The 16,572-nt window shown below is 60.4% G+C and carries 14 protein-coding genes and 1 pseudogene; 7 read left to right on the top strand and 8 right to left on the bottom strand.

The features are described 5' to 3' along the window. Window positions 1–76: 76 nt before the first annotated feature. The 5 genes from IVA82_RS10835 to IVA82_RS10815 form a co-directional block, all read right to left on the bottom strand. On the bottom strand, window positions 77–1,051 hold the full coding sequence (locus tag IVA82_RS10835) for a helix-turn-helix domain-containing protein (RefSeq protein WP_247391290.1): 975 nt from the start codon (window positions 1,049–1,051) through the stop codon (window positions 77–79). Between the two features lie 217 nt (window positions 1,052–1,268). After that, window positions 1,269–1,487 carry a ferredoxin gene (locus IVA82_RS10830; protein ID WP_247391288.1) on the bottom strand — a complete coding sequence of 73 codons (219 nt, stop codon included), beginning with the start codon at window positions 1,485–1,487 and terminating at the stop codon, window positions 1,269–1,271. Between the two features lie 12 nt (window positions 1,488–1,499). Beyond that, complete coding sequence (locus tag IVA82_RS10825) at window positions 1,500–1,820, bottom strand: hypothetical protein (protein WP_247391286.1); 321 nt, start codon at window positions 1,818–1,820, stop codon at window positions 1,500–1,502. A 269-nt stretch (window positions 1,821–2,089) separates the two neighbouring features. Beyond that, entirely contained in the window at window positions 2,090–3,316 is a 1,227-nt protein-coding gene (locus IVA82_RS10820; protein ID WP_247391285.1) for an FAD-dependent monooxygenase, read from the bottom strand. A gap of 41 nt (window positions 3,317–3,357) precedes the next feature. Continuing rightward, a complete protein-coding gene (locus IVA82_RS10815) occupies window positions 3,358–4,569 on the bottom strand; it encodes an ABC transporter substrate-binding protein (protein ID WP_247391284.1) in 1,212 nt (403 codons plus the stop codon). A 184-nt stretch (window positions 4,570–4,753) separates the two neighbouring features. Between IVA82_RS10815 and IVA82_RS10810 the strand changes: the two genes are divergently transcribed. From IVA82_RS10810 to IVA82_RS10800, 3 genes are read left to right on the top strand one after another with little or no spacing between them, the layout of a single operon-like run. Continuing rightward, window positions 4,754–5,629, top strand: a complete 876-nt coding sequence (locus tag IVA82_RS10810) for a fumarylacetoacetate hydrolase family protein (RefSeq protein ID WP_247391283.1) — start codon at window positions 4,754–4,756, stop codon at window positions 5,627–5,629. Window positions 5,630–5,667: 38 nt separating this feature from the next. Beyond that, entirely contained in the window at window positions 5,668–6,165 is a 498-nt protein-coding gene (locus IVA82_RS10805) for a MarR family transcriptional regulator (protein WP_247391282.1), read from the top strand. A 39-nt stretch (window positions 6,166–6,204) separates the two neighbouring features. Then, entirely contained in the window at window positions 6,205–7,185 is a 981-nt protein-coding gene (locus IVA82_RS10800; RefSeq protein ID WP_247493298.1) for a cupin domain-containing protein, read from the top strand. A gap of 276 nt (window positions 7,186–7,461) precedes the next feature. On the opposite strand, the pseudogene IVA82_RS10795 reads toward IVA82_RS10800, so the two are convergent. From IVA82_RS10795 to IVA82_RS10785, 3 genes and pseudogenes are all read right to left on the bottom strand, one after another. Then, window positions 7,462–7,929 (bottom strand): annotated as a pseudogene (locus IVA82_RS10795) (TetR/AcrR family transcriptional regulator); the annotation flags it as partial. A 15-nt stretch (window positions 7,930–7,944) separates the two neighbouring features. Next, window positions 7,945–11,052: an efflux RND transporter permease subunit gene (locus IVA82_RS10790; protein WP_247391280.1), complete on the bottom strand. Its 3,108-nt coding sequence runs from the start codon at window positions 11,050–11,052 to the stop codon at window positions 7,945–7,947. Continuing rightward, window positions 11,052–12,158 (bottom strand): efflux RND transporter periplasmic adaptor subunit, encoded by a 1,107-nt coding sequence (locus IVA82_RS10785; protein WP_247391279.1) that lies wholly within the window; start codon window positions 12,156–12,158, stop codon window positions 11,052–11,054. The genes IVA82_RS10790 and IVA82_RS10785 overlap by 1 nt, the downstream gene beginning before the upstream one ends. 232 nt (window positions 12,159–12,390) lie before the next feature. Between IVA82_RS10785 and IVA82_RS10780 the strand changes: the two genes are divergently transcribed. The 4 genes from IVA82_RS10780 to IVA82_RS10765 all read left to right on the top strand — a co-directional run. Beyond that, the gene (locus IVA82_RS10780) at window positions 12,391–12,969 is read left to right on the top strand and encodes a TetR family transcriptional regulator (RefSeq protein ID WP_247391488.1); all 579 of its coding nucleotides are present in this window, start codon (window positions 12,391–12,393) and stop codon (window positions 12,967–12,969) included. Between the two features lie 31 nt (window positions 12,970–13,000). Beyond that, window positions 13,001–13,852 carry an alpha/beta hydrolase gene (locus IVA82_RS10775; RefSeq protein ID WP_247391278.1) on the top strand — a complete coding sequence of 284 codons (852 nt, stop codon included), beginning with the start codon at window positions 13,001–13,003 and terminating at the stop codon, window positions 13,850–13,852. Between the two features lie 167 nt (window positions 13,853–14,019). Continuing rightward, the gene (locus tag IVA82_RS10770) at window positions 14,020–15,180 is read left to right on the top strand and encodes an iron-containing alcohol dehydrogenase (RefSeq protein WP_247391276.1); all 1,161 of its coding nucleotides are present in this window, start codon (window positions 14,020–14,022) and stop codon (window positions 15,178–15,180) included. A gap of 573 nt (window positions 15,181–15,753) precedes the next feature. Next, window positions 15,754–16,572: ISNCY family transposase (locus tag IVA82_RS10765; protein ID WP_247493297.1), on the top strand; the 819-nt coding region annotated here is incomplete at its 3' end.

Below are 16,572 nucleotides of genomic sequence, written 5' to 3'. Positions count from 1 at the left end.
AGACCTTGGACGGCGGCGCGCGCAGACGCCGCCCCCTGATATCAATAGAACCCCTATACCTTGAAAGGCCCGCGCCTCAGCTTAGACCCACGGAATTCTCGGGCCGAACGATGGTCTTCGGAGAACAGGAGAATATCTTCTTAAAACAACGGTTGAAGTAAGAAATATCGTTGAATCCGGAATTGTATGCGACCTCGGCGATCGTGATGTCGTTACCGTTCCGAACGAGGCTGAGCTGATCGCGCGCGTAGTAGAGGCGGCGCATGCGGATAAGGGAGTTGACCGTAGTGCCAAGTACGCTGAAGTCGCCTTGCAAAGTCCGCAAAGAAACGCCGACGCGGTTGGCCAGCCATTGCGGCGTGAGTTTTTTCTCCGTCAGGTGGCGATCGATGAGAATCTGCACGATCTCGATGCGATGGTAGCCGCAATCACTTTGGAGAGATAAATCGTCAGGGTCGTCCGACGCAAAGGCCTGACGCGTTGCACTGAACAGCAATTGACGCAGCTCTGGCGCTCGCTTGTCGCCGCTGTCGGTCTTCATCAACTTCGCGACTAGGCCTCGCAGGATCGATGACATCGGATCGTCGGCTTCTACACGTCGCGAAACGTCTACTCGCGTCGACCGATCGGAAAGGAATATCTGCCTCGGCAGGTGCACGGATAGATGGTTGGAGAACTTCCCTCCAAAGTGGAAGGTCGAGGCGCTCGATGAATCGACCAGAACGCAGTCGCCAGGCGCAACAATAGTCTGCCGTCCAAACTGTTCGATGCCGCATTCGCCTTCGATTTGGAGCAGCAGGAAGAGATGTTCGCCATAATCCTTGCGGATGTCGTCGAGATTCCGCTGGATGGTTGCAAGGTCGTTTGCCACCTGCACCAATTCGATCCCACCCGCCGTGGAGGGATGCACCCGCCCAGTCACGCCGCGCATTCCGTCGCAGGGTTTGGATTGAAAATTCCCACAGACTGAGCGGAGTAAGCTGGACCATTCATCGAGAGGATACTCGCGATAAACATCTGGCGAGAATTCGCGAAACCTTGTCAGTTCCATGCTTGTCCCCCGATGCACGTTGGCGTGCATTCGTGCGTTTCCGGCCAAAACTATAGGGTTATCGGGAGAAACTTCAATCGTCCTGGGGTCGGCCAGCCCGGCAATTTCGGGGTTTCGTCTGGCACCCGAATTCACGTCTGTGGCTCACGTCCACCGCGTCCCACCACATCCTGCGTCGTCACTGCAACTGCAGGCCAGTCGCGGCAAAGTATTGCGATCAGACGGAGCCTTCCGGCTCGATGATAATGGCCTCTTCCGGGCAGTTTGCCCGCGCGATGAAGGCCTTCTCGACAAGCTCGGGCGGAAGGCGGCTCTTCAGCACCTCGCGGGCATTGCCGAACTCATCGAGTTTGAATAATTCCGGTGCGAGTGCGCTGCAGCGGGCGTGGCCCTGACATTTGTCAGGGTCGACCCGAACGGTAGTGGCCGTTGTCATTGCTTTCGTTCCTCAAAGATTCACCGGTTCGGGCTGGGTTCTGATGTCGCGCATGAGGTCACGCCCCAGAATTGCGGAGCTCGCCAGAACACCTCCCACGAGGGCGCCGATGACACCGTCTGTCGAGACATCCTGGCCGGACAGATAAAGTCCACTGATCGGCGTGGTGGCTCTCAACCAGGTCTGACGAAAGCGTTTTGGCGAGGCCTCGATGCCCATGAAACCACCGCGCTCGCGCTTGACGAAAGTCTCGTAGCTCAACGGCGTCGATACCTCAACGTAGTCCAGCGCCGATCGAGCCGCAGGTACGTTGCGAAAGAGATTGTCGAGCAACCGTTCCCTGATTCACCCCTTGAGGGTCAGGTAGTCCTCACCGCTTCATCCATCGGGCTCCCGACCATTTTTCGAAATGCCTAAAGTTGGTGTAGCCGTACATCTCTACCGTCGCCTTGCGGGGATATTCAGCGTCCCAGGACGGATCCTTGGCCGACGGGAAAGTTGCGAACGTCCATGGAAACGGAGCTTCGAAGTCGCGGCGGTGAGCTTCGAGATTTGCCTCAAAGTCGTTTGATGGGTGCGCCCAGATGTTCGCACCATCGAAGCTAAGGTCGCTCGCCGATCGGTTGAAGCCGATATTGACGCCTTGGCATCGCGATCGGCTGCCAGAGCCAGTTCAAACACCGGTAATAGTCTTCGGCGGTGCGCTCCTGATAACATTGGCGCCTTACACCGCGCGCGATCGCGTCCTCGGCATGATACATGTCCCAGAGCGCGCGGGATTCGAGCTGAACCCTTGATGTCCGAATGATGCGGTCGTGCTGAAATCGCTGAAATGCGGTGATTATGTCACCACCTGTCACGTCGAGCAGTGCGGCGAGATAGACGGCGTCCTCGATCGCCATGCCGGCACCTTGGGCGAGCGACTGCAAGGTCGCGTGCGCGGAATCGCCAAGCAGCGTGACGCGGCCTCTGGCCCATTGCCGGATGGGGTTGCGGTCGGCAAGGGGCCAGCGCCTGGACAGATCCATCAATCCCAGGACCGCCTGCATCTCTGGATGCGTATCCTGATAGGTTTTCTGGAGCTCCGCCTTGTGGGCTACGGGATCGTTCTTCTGGGCGTAGGTATCCGTCTTGAACACCGCGACGATATTGAGCTCGGTGCCATTCCGCAGTGGGTAGTAGATGATGTGAAAGGCCGGACCGACCCATAGGACGACTTCGTCGCATCGAACGCCGTGGGGAACCGATTTGATCGGAACAATGGTCCGGTGCGCCACATAGCCTATCGAACGCGGTTGATCCTGCGGATGCATTTGAGAACGGATCACGGAACGCATGCCGTCGGCGCCAATCAGTGCAGCGCCTTCGATCATCCCCGCTTCGGCCGTGAGCACGCTGACCCTGTCCCCCAGGTCTTGAAAGCTCGACACTGTGATCGATTGATCCAAGCGAACGTTCGGGAGCTTCCGGCAGGCATCCAGGAGAATGTTGTGCAAGTCGACGCGATGAATCGCGACATAGGGTTCGTCAAACCGGGCCCTGAACGTCTCATCAAAGGGAACGGCGGCGAGTTGCTCTCCCGAATATGCATCCAGCATGAGCAATGCGCTCGGCTTGTGAGATTGTGCGCGAACCGCGTCGGCGACCCCCATTTCCGCGAAGGCCGAGAACACGTTGGGGCCCATCTGGATCCCGTAGCCAATGGCGCCGATCTGCTCGCTTTGCTCGAGCAGGCGGACCGGCATCCCCTTCCTGCCGAGCGCCAACGCCGCCGAAAGGCCGCCAAGGCCTCCGCCTACAATCAGGATTTCGTTGCTATCGCGGCTCATTCGAACCTCCTATTGGCTTTGCCAGGACGAAACCGATGCGGCTACTTCTGCACCAGCGGGCAGCCGCCTTCGCCGATTGGCCTAAAGGCCTTGTCAGCGGGGATCACGTTGACGAGCGCGTAATAGTCCCATGGTCCCTTGGATTCCTCAGGCTTCTTCACCTTGAACAGATACATGTCATGGATGGCCCGGCCGTCGGGGCGGACCGTGACCGCGCCGAAGAGGTCGTCCTGAATCGGACGTTCCTTCATCTTGGCGATCACCTCAGCGCCGTCATCGGAGTTCGTTGCTTTCACGGCATTCAAGTAGGCCAACACCGAGGAATACACGCCGGCATGGTTCATGGTCGGCATCTTGCCGTTGTTGCGCGCCGCGAAGCGCTTGCTCCACTGCCTGGTTCGATCGTTCAAATCCCAGTAGAAGGCTTCGGTGAAGAGGAGGCCTTGCGCAGTCTGCAAGCCGATCGCATGAACGTCCGAGATGAAGACCAGCAGAGCCGCCAGAGTCTGACCGCCCTGCGGTATCCCGAATTCCGAAGCCTGTTTGATGGCGGTGCTTGTATCGCCGCCGGCGTTGGCCAATCCGATGACTTTGGCCTTCGAGGATTGCGCCTGAAGCAGGAACGACGAAAAATCGGACGTCCCGATCGGATGCCGAACAGAGCCGACTACCTTTGCATTGTTCGCCGCCACCGCCGCCGTGCCGTCGCGCTCCAACGCGTGCCCGAACGCATAGTCGGCGGTGAGGAAGAACCATGAAGCCCCGCCGCGTTCGACGACGGACTTAACGGTCGCATTGGCTATCGACCAGGTATCGAATGTCCATTGCACGGTGTTGGGCGAGCACGCCTTGCCGGTCAGATCGGAAGACGCCGTGCTCGACGCAAGCAACGCATGGCGGGACCCGCGCGTGATTTCGTTGACGGCCAACGCAACGCCCGAGTTTGGAAGATCCAGAACGGCATCCACGCCATCGACGTCGAACCAGCGACGAACGATGGCAGAGCCGATGTCCGGCTTGTTCTGGTGATCTGCGGATACCACTTCCAGCTTAAGACCCGGCCCGAGCGAACCAAAGTCCTCCACAGCCATTTGCGCGGCGAGGACCGAGCCCGGACCGGCGGCATCGGCATAGAGGCTCGACTGATCGTTCAAGACACCGATTTTGACGACGCCATTAGAAATCTCGGCCTGCGCCCCCGTACTCGATAGCAAGACGGCAAACGCTGCTGCGGCAATGCAATGCCTCATCATGTCCTCCCAATCGCCCCTCTTCGGAGGCGGTATTTATAATCCGTGTACCTACATAATATAGTGCAGAATGTCAAGGATCGCCTTCCTTTTGCGCCATTTTATCTGGACACCAGCGTTGCCATGTTGTATGTATACGGACAATAGCTGGTTTCATTGCCAGTCCATCCACGGGGAGGAGCGCGCGATGCGTCTGTGCCGTTTCAACGACGACCGGCTCGGCCTGGTCGAGGGCAGCACCGTCTACGACGTCACCGCATCGATTGAGACACTGCCAAGCCGCCGCTGGCCATTTCCAATGGCAGATGCGCTTGTCGCGCATCTGCCCGAGGTGTGCGGCGCTGCCGAGAAATTGAAACCGCACGCCAGCCGATTCGATCTGGCGCGGGTCGCGTTGCGCAGTCCCATTGCCAATCCAGGGAAGGTCATGGCGGCGCCGGCCAATTACCGTCTTCACGTGGAGATCGACGCGAAGGACCCGGCGGTCCACCATAATTTTCATAACAAGCAATTGGCGGGGCTGGAGCGGCCGGTGGAAACGCTCGGCCTCTTCCTGAAGGCGACGTCCTCGGTAGTCGGGCCAAGCCCTGGCATTAACCTGAACTGGCAAGAGCGGCGGAATGACTACGAGGCAGAACTCGTCGTCGTGATCGGAAAAGCCGGAAAGAACATCCGCGCTGAAAATGCGATGGAGCACATCGCCGGCTACTGCGTCGGCCTGGATATGAGCGTTCGCGGCGCTGAAGAGCGAAGCTTCCGCAAATCCGCCGACTCTTACACCGTGCTGGGCCCGTGGCTCACGACCGCCGACGAGATTGCCGATCCCGAGCAACTGACCCTCTGGCTGACGTTGAATGGAACCGAGCGGCAACGATCATCGACGGCCGCAATGACTGTGGGCATACGGCACCTGATCAAAATCGCGTCGAGCGCTTACACGCTCTATCCCGGCGACATCCTGATGACCGGAACGCCGGAAGGTGTCGGCGCGGTCTCACCGGGCGATATCATCGCAACCGGATGCGATGGCCTCGGCGAAATGACGGTGCCCGTCGGCATCTGAAGATACTCCGGGACTGCCCACAGCTACAGGAATGTATCTTGCCGAAAACAACCACAGCTTCCTCCAGCAATCCCAGCCCCGCAGGGATCGAGTCCTTTGCGAAGAGCCTGTTTCTTCACGAATTGCCGGGGTATCTCATCCGCCGGCTCGATAGCCGCGCGGCCTTCCTCTACGAGAAATTCACCGCGCAATCCGACCTCACGCCGCGGCAATTCGGCGTCCTGCTCACGTTGTTTCAAGCGGGCCCCCTTCCCCAAACCGAACTCGGCAACCGCTTGCATCTTGATCGCAGCACGCTCGGCGAAATGTTGCAGCGGATGGTCGATCGCAAATTGGTGGAGCGGCGGGCGCACGAAAGAGACAGACGCGCCGTCGAGATCGTCCTGACGCAAACCGGAAAGACCGCGATGTTGACAGTGGTCGAACAGGCTCTGGAAGCTCAGAAGGCGTTGCTGTCGCCTTTGCCTGATTATCTCCGGCCGGTGTTTCTGAAGTGCCTGCAGATGCTCGCCGATGTCGACGAGCCGGTCGAATGACGATGCGCTACCCGCCAATCCAGCCGATGGGAGATCATGATGAATAACGTAATGACCCAGGACCGCGCCGTCCACGACGGCAGCATCACATCGCTGGATGATCTCTATCGCGAGGCGGAGCGCCTGCAGGTCACGCCTGGCTGGATCAGCCGCGACCGGCCGATCTTCTGGAAGGAACCGCGAACCGATTTTGTGCCCGCTCACTGGCACTACCGGCATGTCAAGAGTGCATTGGCGTCAGCCGGCAACTTGATTGACGTCGCGCTGGCCGAGCGCCGCAATCTCATTCTGCGCAATCCATTTCCTGCCAACAATTTCGCGACCGTAAGGACCCTGGTCTGCGCCTATCAGATGATCCTGCCGGGCGAGGTGGCGCCTTCCCATCGTCACTCGGCACATGCCTTGCGTGTCATTCTCGACGCCAAGCAATCCTACTCTGTGGTCAACGGCGAAAAGACCCCGATGGAATCGGGCGACGTCATTTGGACGCCCGGTGGGTGCTGGCACGGGCACGGACACGAGGGCTCAGAGCCGGCTTATTGGCTGGATGGCCTGGACATCCCATCGGTGCATTTGATGGAGCCGATGTTCTATGAAGAGCATCCTGATAAGTACGAAAAGATTAGGACCGTCGCAGCCAGCTCGCGCTTTAGATTTTCGCGCGATTCGATTCTAGCCGAACTCGACAAGACCAGCGACGACAATGAGGGAGCTCATGGACCACGGATCACCTTGCACACCCCGGACATGCCGATGATGGGGCTCACGGTGGAGAGGCTGAACTTGGGCCAGCAGACGCGCCGTCAGCGTTCCACGGCAAATCGAATTTTCGTCGTCATGGAGGGAACGGGTACGACGAGAGTGGCTGACGGTGTTTTTGCCTGGCAAAGAGGTGACACGGTCGTTGTCCCGACGTGGTCGGCCTTCAGTCACGAAGCGTCGTCGGATGCTCAACTTTTCGGTTTGTCGGACGAACCGCTCATGCGAGCCTTCAGGTACTATAGATCGGAATTTGTGTGATGGCTGCGCCGACGTGGCGTCGATAGTTCCGCGCCACTGGTTCTTATCTTCATGCCTTCTATAAATACGGAAGCGCCCGCCTCGTCGCGGGCCGGCGCGGGAAAGCGTCAGGTCCGAATATGGCAAGCTGCTTGGCCGGACTTGCCGAGAGCTTTCAAGATAAAGCGAATCTGGGGGCGTAGTCCTGCGTCGGTATCTTCGCCGCGTTGAACGCAGTGCTCTATGAATCGGATGGAAGAACGGCGCGAATGCGGATCTGACCGCTCGCGCGGCTTCCGCGGCATCTTCGACCTCGAATTCCCCCGCTTCGACACCCTCGCGTATGATCGCCTCGAGGATCGTCACCATACGCTCGATATGCGCCTTGATGATCGGCCAGTTCTCCCGCATGGCGGCGACGATCAGATCGTGCATGGGCTTTGCCTTGACCAACATCATCTTGCTGTGGTGGTGAACAGTGCTCAGCAGTTGATCGAGTTTCTCCGTGGCCGGCGCGTCCGTCCGTGCGATCGCAAAGGCGAGGTCGGCAAGCTCGTTCATGAGACGCCCGCAGATGGACTCGTCGATTGCATTCCTGGAGGGAAAGAAGCGGTAGATATTCGCCGGGCTCATGCCGAGTTCAGCGGCGATGTCGGCCACCGACGTCCTGTGGTGACCGACGCGGCGAAAGCGCTCCTCCGCCGCTCCCAGGATCCGCGCGCGGGCTTCGTCGGACTCTTTTCCCGTTCGGACCGGACGATCCATTGGAGCAACAGCGCCTTACTCGGCAGCCAATGCTGGCCGCAATTCCGGCTTCTCGCGCGAAACCTCGTGCATATCTGCGGTCGGCTTGATCCGAAACCACGCGGCATAAAGCGCGGGAAGGAACAGCAGAATCAGAACCGTTCCAACTGCGGTGCCGCCGATCAGCGTGTAGGCCATCGATCCCCAGAAAACGGAATGCGTGAGAGGGATGAAAGCCAGCACGGCAGCCAGCGCGGTCAGGATCACGGGCCTGGTGCGCTGCACCGTGGCCTCGATGACGGCATGATAGTCATCAAGGCCGGCGGCAAGGTTCTCCTTGATTTGTTCGGTCAAGATGAGAGTGTTGCGCATCAGGATGCCCGCCAGTCCAATCAGGCCCAGAATCGCGTTGAATCCGAAGGGCTGGTGAAAGGTCAGCAACATCGGCACGACGCCGACGAGGCCAAGTGGTCCCGTCAGCACGACCATGGCCATTGTCGAGAAGGATCGCACCTGCAGCATGATCACGATCAGCATGGCGGCAATCATGGCGGGGAAGATGGTCGCCAACGCGTCGTTGGCCTTGGTTGCCTCCTCGATCGATCCGCCCAATTCGATACGATAGCCAACCGGAAGGGATGCGATCAACGGCTGAAGGGCCGTCTTGATCTCCTTGGAGACCTCCGGAGGTTGGGTCGCTTCATTGATGTCCGAGCGTATCGTGACGACGGGGGTGCGGTCGCGGCGCTTCAGGATCGGCTCTTCAAGTCGGACTTCCGAATGGCCGACCTGATCGAGCGGAATCGAGCGGCCGTCCCGGCTCGTCAACGAAAAATCCGCCAGGCGCGCCGGATCGAGCCGCTCTCGGCCGGCGCTGCGCGCCACGATGGGGACATTGCGGATGTCCTCGCGGACCTGCGTAACGGCGATGCCGGTGAGCAGGAACTGGAGTTGCCGGCCCACCTCGGTCGGCGAAAGGCCGATGAGGTTCAGTCGATCCTGATCCGGGATGAAGCGGAGCACGGGTGTGCGATCACCCCAGTCGCGATTCGCCTGCCGCACATCGGGAACGCCTCGCATGATTTCGAGGGCTTTTCGAGAAATTGCGTACAATTGCGCGGGATCGGGCCCCATGACCCGAAACTCCACGGGGAACGGCGTATAGGGTCCGAACACGAGCTGGGTGACACGCACGTTGGCCTCAGGTGCAAGGCCCTGTGACACGGCCTGTCGGAGCCGACGCTTCAATTCCTCGCGCGCCTCCGCGTCCGGTGTCAGCACTACGATCTTGGCGAAGGCCGGATCAGGCAGCTCCGGTGCCATCGCAAAGAAGAAGCGCGGCGCGCCCTGACCGACATAGCTCGTGACGATCTTGGCCTCCGACTGGTGGTCAAGCCAGTACTCGAGCTTCTCGACCGTGGCGGTCGTCGTCTCGATGCTGGTGCCCTCCGGCAGGCGAACCTCCACCAGCACTTCGGGGCGGTCGGATGTCGGGAAGAACTGCTGTTTGACGCCACCCATGCCGACGACGGAAAGCACGAAGGCGACAGCGACGATGCTGCAGGTCAGGAACTTGTGGCCGACGGCGAAGGTGATCAGCCCTCGCAGGCGGCGATAGTTGGGCGTGTCGTAGATCGCGTGGTGGCCGCCTTCGACCGGCTTGATCGCAGGCAGCATCTTGACGCCAAGATAGGGCGTGAAGATCACCGCGACGATCCATGAGACGATGAGGGCGAACCCCACGACCCAGAAGATGTTGCCGGCGTATTCCCCGGCCGTCGAGCGGGCGAAGCCCACCGGCAGGAAGCCGGCGATCGTCACGAGTGTTCCGGACAGCATCGGTGCCGCCGTGTGGCTCCACGCATAAGCCGCCGCCGAGATGCGGTCCATGCCCTCTTCCATTTTCACCACCATCACCTCGATGGCGATGATGGCATCGTCGACGAGGAGACCAAGCGCCAGGATGAGGGCGCCGAGCGTGATACGGTCGAAGAACCGGCCGGTCTCCAGCATGATGAGGAACACGACAGCGAGCGTCAGAGGGACGGCGGCCGCGACAACGATGCCGACGCGCCAGCCGAGGCTGAGCAGGCTCACCAGCAGCACGACGCCGAGCGCCATCGCGAACTTCATCATGAACTCGTCAACCGCTGAGGAGATGTTGACGGCCTGGTCGCTGACCTTGGCCAGCGTCATCCCGAGTGGCAGCGTGCGAGAGATAGCTGCGGACCTCGCTTCCAGCGCCTTGCCGAGCGCGAGGCCATCCCAGCCCTCTTGCATGACTGCAGCCAGCATGACGGCGGGCTCGCCCTGGTGTCGGATCAGGTAGGTGGAAGGATCCTCGTAACCGCGGCGGACTTCGGCAATGTCGGAGAGTTTCAGCGTCCGCCCTGCAGCGACGATCGGGGTGTCGGCAATCGCCTGGACGCTATCATAAGCGCCATCGACCCGGATAAAGACCTGCGGTCCCTTGGTGTCGATCGAGCCTGCCGGTGTGACCGTGTTTTGCCGCTGCAAGGCGGCAACAATATCCGGCGCCGAGACGCCGAGGGTTGTCAGTTTGGCATAGGAAAACTCGATGAATATCTGTTCGGGACGTTCACCGAGGATGTTGATCTTCTTGACGCCGGGCACGTGCAGGAGATCCTGACGAATGGTCTCGGCTTGCCTGGCGAGTTCACGCATCGGCATGCCCTTGGCCTTGAGGGCATAAAGGGCGAAGCTCACATCCGAATATTCGTCGTTGACGAAGGGGCCGAGCACACCAGAGGGCAGCTTGCGCGCTTCATCCCCAAGCTTCTTGCGGGCCTGGTAGAATTCCTCCTGCACGGCAGATGGCGGTGTGCTGTCCTTCAGCGTCACCGTCATGTACGCATAACCGGGCCGCGTGGTCGTCTCCACGCGGTCGTACCAGGTCAGTTCCTGAATCCGCTTCTCCAAGGGTTCGGCGACCTGGTCCTGCATCTCGCGCGCCGTCGCGCCCGGCCATACCGTCGTGACCGTCAGGGTCTTGATGGTGAAGGAGGGATCCTCGGCCCGCCCGAGCTTGAAGAAGGCGTAGGCGCCCGCGGCCGCCAGCAGGAGGATAAAGAACAGGGTGACGGCCCGCTCGCGAACGGCGACCGCGGAAAGATTGAAGCTCATCAGTTGCTCCTGGATTCAGACGCAGTCCTGACGCGAGCGCCCTCGTGCAGGAGGTGAGCGCCGAGAGAAACGATCTGGTCACCGGAGTTCGATCCGGAAATGACGGCCGTTTCGCTGGTCACACGCAGAAGTTTGATCGACTGAAAGCGCACGGTCGAGGTGGCGCTCTCGAACACCCAAACGCCTGTCGTTCTGCCGTCGTCGAGCACGGCTCCCAGCGGGACCTGGACTTCGGGCTTAGCCTCCTGGCTGGCAAGCCGAATTGTGACCGTCGCGCCAAGCGGTGCTGCCGCAGCCTCACCGTCGAGCACATAGCGCGCCTCATAGGTGCGGGTTTGGGCGTCTGCGGAATCCGACAACTGCCGGAGATGCGCCGTATAGCGGCGTCCATCGCTGCCATACAGGCTGGCCTCGGCGAGCGAGCCTATTGCCGGGCGGATCGTTTCGGGAAGCGCCACCACGGCTTCGCGAGGACCGGACTGTGCCAGTCGAACAACGGTCTGGCCGGCGGATACGACTTGTCCCGGTTCGCCAAGCGTTTGGATGACCGTTCCGTCCGCATCCGCCACCAGGACCGAATAGGTCGCCTGGTTCTCGGCGACGTGCGCGTCGGCTTCGGCCGCAGCGAGTTGTGCGTTGGCTGTGTCAGACGCGGCCTTCGCCTGCTCATAGCGCTGTTTGGAAGTCCACCCGTCGTTCACCAGATTGGCGTATCGCTTCTCATCCGCATCGGCCTGAACGACAATTGCGCGCGCCGCGGCAACGGCGTTGCGCTTCGCAGTAAGCGCCAGGCGGAGGTCAGTTTCGTCGATCCGCATCAGCGGCTGCCCGGATTTGGCCTGCTCACCGACATTCACGAGCCGTTCGACGATCTTACCGGCGACGCGAAAACCGAGATTGCTTTCCACTCTCGCGCCGATCGTCCCGGTGAAACCGCGTTCGGATACCCTCACCCGACTGGCCGTCACAAGGCTGACAATCGGAGGCTCCTGCCTCGGATCGCCTACCGCGGAGGCTTCTTGAGCGGGAATGGCGACAGCAACGAATGTGGCTACCGCTGCCGGGATCAAAATACTGGCCAAGACCGCAAAGCCCCGCATCTTCATGTCAGTCTCCCAAGTTTAGATTTCATCCGAACTCTATATTGTAATTAGATGTCGACCACAATCTAAAACTGGAGCAGGCAACGAAAATGTGATTCGGGCCTCTGGTGAGAGTTAGAAGGTTTGGCAGAAGCGCTCCCGCCAACAGATTTCTCCTTGGACCACTTCATAGATTGCGTTCGGCTTCTATCTGCAGTAATAGAGTTCGAATGAAATCTAAATTTGGAGAGTGCCGATGCGCGTAAGTCGCGTTCAGGCCGCGGAAAACCGCCAAACCGTGATCAATGTGGCAAGTCGCCTCTTCAGGGAGCGCGGCTTCGATGGCATCGGGCTCAAGGATCTGATGGAGGGGGCGGGGCTAACGCAAGGCGCCTTCTACAAGCAATTCGCGTCCAAAGAGGATTTGGCTGTCGAGGCGTCCAGGCGAGCATTAGAGAGCGCGTCGGGCCGATGGTCGGACGCGGCTGCTCAGAATCCTGATGATCCGCTTGGCGCGGTGATCGGGTTTTACCTCAGTGGCGACCATCGCGGAGAAAAGATGGACGGCTGCCCGATCGTGGCACTCGGCTCAGATGCTGCCCGACAGGGCCCCGACGTGAAGGCGGAATTCGAAGCGGGAATCAAAGCGCATCTCGACGTGCTCGGCCGCTTCGTCGCCGGGACCGGCGGCGATGCCTCCCGCGGCAAAGCCATGGCCATTCTCGCGACGATGGTCGGCGCGGTGACGCTATCGCGCGTCGTCAAGGACCCCGATCTGGCTCAGGCGCTTTTGGATGCCGCGGCCGAACAGATTCGCGACACCGCCGCCGCTTGAAGGCGCGCGCCATCGAACACGGAGAGATCGAATGCTCAGCCTGATCGACGCCAAACCAAGTCTGCTGAAGATATCGGATAGACTGAGCGTACGTTTTCAAAAAACCGGCAGCGGGCCTCCGCTGCTCCTCATACATACGATCCGGACACAGCTCGAATATTTCCGCGCACTTGCGCCCCTCCTCGCCAGATCGCACACGGTGTACGCCATCGACCTTCCGGGCCACGGCCACTCGCCAATTGACCCAGGCGCGAGCTTCGACGAACCCTACTTCAGGCAGGCCGTTATCCGTTTCATCGAGAAGCTCGATCTCTCGGACCTAACGATCGTCGGGGAGTCGATCGGCGGCGCATTGGCCCTCACGGTGGCGGCATCGCTTCCGCAGCGGATGAAGCGGGTCTTTGCGACCAATCCCTACGACTATGAGGCCCGCTACGGCGACGGTATTCGACGCGGCAGTTGGTTTGCGAATTTCATCATCGGAAGTTTGCAGATCCCGGTCCTCGGCGCGATCAATGCATCGCTCGAAAACAAGATCATCCTCGGCAAGATCATGGGTGGCGGATATCACGACCCGCGCAAACTGGCGGCCGATCTGCTCGCAGAGTTCGATGAAGTCGCCCACCGCCCGGGATACAAGCGGATCGCACGCAAGGTGCTGGCAGGCTGGCGATCCTGGAGCAAAGCACCGGATTGCTATCGGCAGATCTCGGCGCCAGTGACGCTCATTTATGGCGATAGCGACTGGTCTCGAACGGACGAGCGCGAACGAACGCGGTCACTGATCCCCGCCGCGAAGATGGTGACGCTGAAAAATACCGGCCACTTCTCAGCTGTCGAGAATCCGTCGGAGCTCGCTCGCTTGATATTGGCGGCGGAATGACCTCATCCATGAACAGCGACAGCGGACGCCGCCAATCCGGCAAGGCAACTGTCGTGATTTAATTTTTCAGCATGCCACAGAGCACCATCGTGCCGAGATGCTGAGCCGAACTTGCATGATGATCATAATATAACACCCGATTATCGGGGGTCTAGTGGGAGTATGAAATGCGCAACGCTGGTGTACATAACTTTCCGGCAATTGATCGTGTTGTCTATGGCAAAGCCGCCTCGGAAGCTATCCGGGAAGAAGCGGAGCGACTTAACGCAAAGCGCGTCTTCCTTATCGCCAGTCGAACCCTAAACTCCAAGACCGACGAGATCGAGAAGATCCGGCATTCCCTCGGCGACAAGCATGCAGCGACCTTCGATGGAATTGCACAGCACACGACGCGCAAGCAGGCTGCCGAGGTGGCCCTTCATGCAAAAGAGACGCGAGCCGATCTCGTTGTGGCTGTCGGCGGAGGTTCCGCGGTCGATCTCGCGAAGATCGTCATCATGGCGATGGAGCACGACATCCGCGATGAAGCGGGCTTCGATCCCTTTCCGATGGGGCCGGGCGTGAGCCATTCTCCCTTCCGCTCGCCGAAAGTTCGGCAGGTCGCCGTGCCGTCGACGCTGAATGGCGGCGAATACAATGCCGCAGCACTCGTCACCGATGAGCGCAAGAAGCTGAAGCAGATTTTCTTTCACCCCCAGATGATGCCGGTGGCGATCATTCTCGACCCCGCCCTCACGCTTCATACGCCAACAAAGCTCTGGATGGGCTCGGGCACACGCTCGATGGATCACGGCATCGAAGCATTGTGCTCGCCGGCCGGCACTCCCTTGGCTGACGAAGTCGTCCTGGCGGGCATCCGAACGTTGCGCGAGGGAATGCTCCAGACTTTGCAACAACCTGACGATGTCGAGGCGCGCCGATTGTCCCAGTATGGCTCATGGCTCGCGTCGTTTGGGCTGCAGGCTCGCGTCCCCATGGGCGCAAGTCACGGAATTGGCCATGTGCTTGGTGGGACGTTCGACGTTCCCCACTACTATTGCACGCCTGTCATCATGCCGAGCCTTCTTCGCTATAACAAGCCGTTCACCGAAGATGCACAGAAGCGTTTGGCGACGGCACTCGGAGCCCCGGGCGGCGATGCCGCAGATGCTTTCTCGGAATTCACAATGACACTTGGACTGCCTGGACGACTTGCCGACGTCGGCATCGATGGAGACAAGTTCGATAAGATCAGCAAGATCGCGATCAATCATCGCTTCGTAAAGGCCAACCCACGCCCCTTCAAAGACGAAGCCGATATCGTCGCTCTACTGCGAGCCGCCGCGTAGCAGCCGCACTGGGAAGGCACCGGAACCGGGGGGACCTTACCTCGCTCGTGTGCCTCTAAGCCGAGAAGCGCGCGTTCGTTAGTTCCGTCAGGCTTACGAAGGAAACGCCAACATGATCGCCTCCGCTCCATCGGCCGAACAACGGCACGCCGATATTCCAGGGCGTTCGCAAGAGAACTCTCCGGCGGGCGGCCATATCCGCAGGCGGACCGTTCACGCCAACCGGCTCGATTTCCCGATTCTGGAGAGTGCCAGGGCGACCCGAGCGGAGGGGGATCGCCCGCCCGAAAGGGCCGCTCGAAGAGCGGGTCTGCACAAGCGCGTGCCAGGATTTCCGGTGTTGAGGATCTGAGAAAGCGCGGAAGACCGGGGAGACCGCTCGGGTCGGCGCCGGCATGACCGGCGCTTCACCCTGGCGCGCGCGAGGGGCGGAGCCCCTTAGAGCGAGAGGATGGGGTATGTTGGCTGTGCTAGCTAGACTAGCCGTGCCCGGTGTCCGTAGCTCGTGATCTGTCGCCTGTTTGTAGCTCGTGAAGTGTCGTGTTTTTGGTGCCCTGGAACAAAGGGGGCACGATGGGCACGGCATCCATTCACGAGGGTGTACGACGGATGCGGTTTTCGAGTTTATTGGATCGGACGGAGGCGAAAGAGCTGACGCAGGCTGCGGCCTCCGAGCTTCTCGGGATCAACGTGCGGACATTTCAACGCTGGGCGGAACGCTTTGAAGCGGAGGGCGACGACGGGCTGGTCGACCTGCGTATGGGCCGACGATCGCCGCGACGGGCGCCGGAGGAAGAACTGGAGCGGATGCTCGGGCTGTTCCGGGACAAATACGCGGACTTCACGGTGAAGCACTTCCATGAACAGCTGCAGAAGCGGCATGGCTATGTGCTTGGCTACACGGTGACGAAGCTGGCCTTGCACGCGGCGGGCCTGGTGCGGAAGGCGCCGAAGCGTTCGGCGCACCGCAAGAAGCGTCCACGCCGGCCGCTTCCGGGGATGCTGCTGCACCAGGACGGATCGCGCCACCCCTGGATCGAAGGTCTGCCGGCGATGGACCTGATCGTCACGATGGACGATGCGACGAGCGAGATCTACTCGATGCTGCTGGTCGAGGAAGAAGGGACGGCGTCGACGTTCCAGGCCTTGGGCGAGGTGATCGGCGAGCATGGCCTGTTCTGCGCGCTCTACACCGATCGCGGCAGCCATTATTTCTACACCCCGAAGGCTGGCGAGAAGGTCTCGAAGACGCAACAAACCCAGGTGGGACGGGCCTTATCGCATCTCGGGATTGAGCATATCGCAGCGTATTCGCCGCAGGCGCGCGGGCGCTCCGAGCGAATGTTTGGCACGCTGCAGGGCCGGTTGCCGAAGGACCTGCGGCTCGCCGGG

Origin of the sequence: Bradyrhizobium sp. 142, from assembly GCF_023074015.1 — a bacterium.
Taxonomy (GTDB): domain Bacteria; phylum Pseudomonadota; class Alphaproteobacteria; order Rhizobiales; family Xanthobacteraceae; genus Bradyrhizobium.
This window is presented reverse-complemented; position numbering and strand designations above follow the sequence as displayed.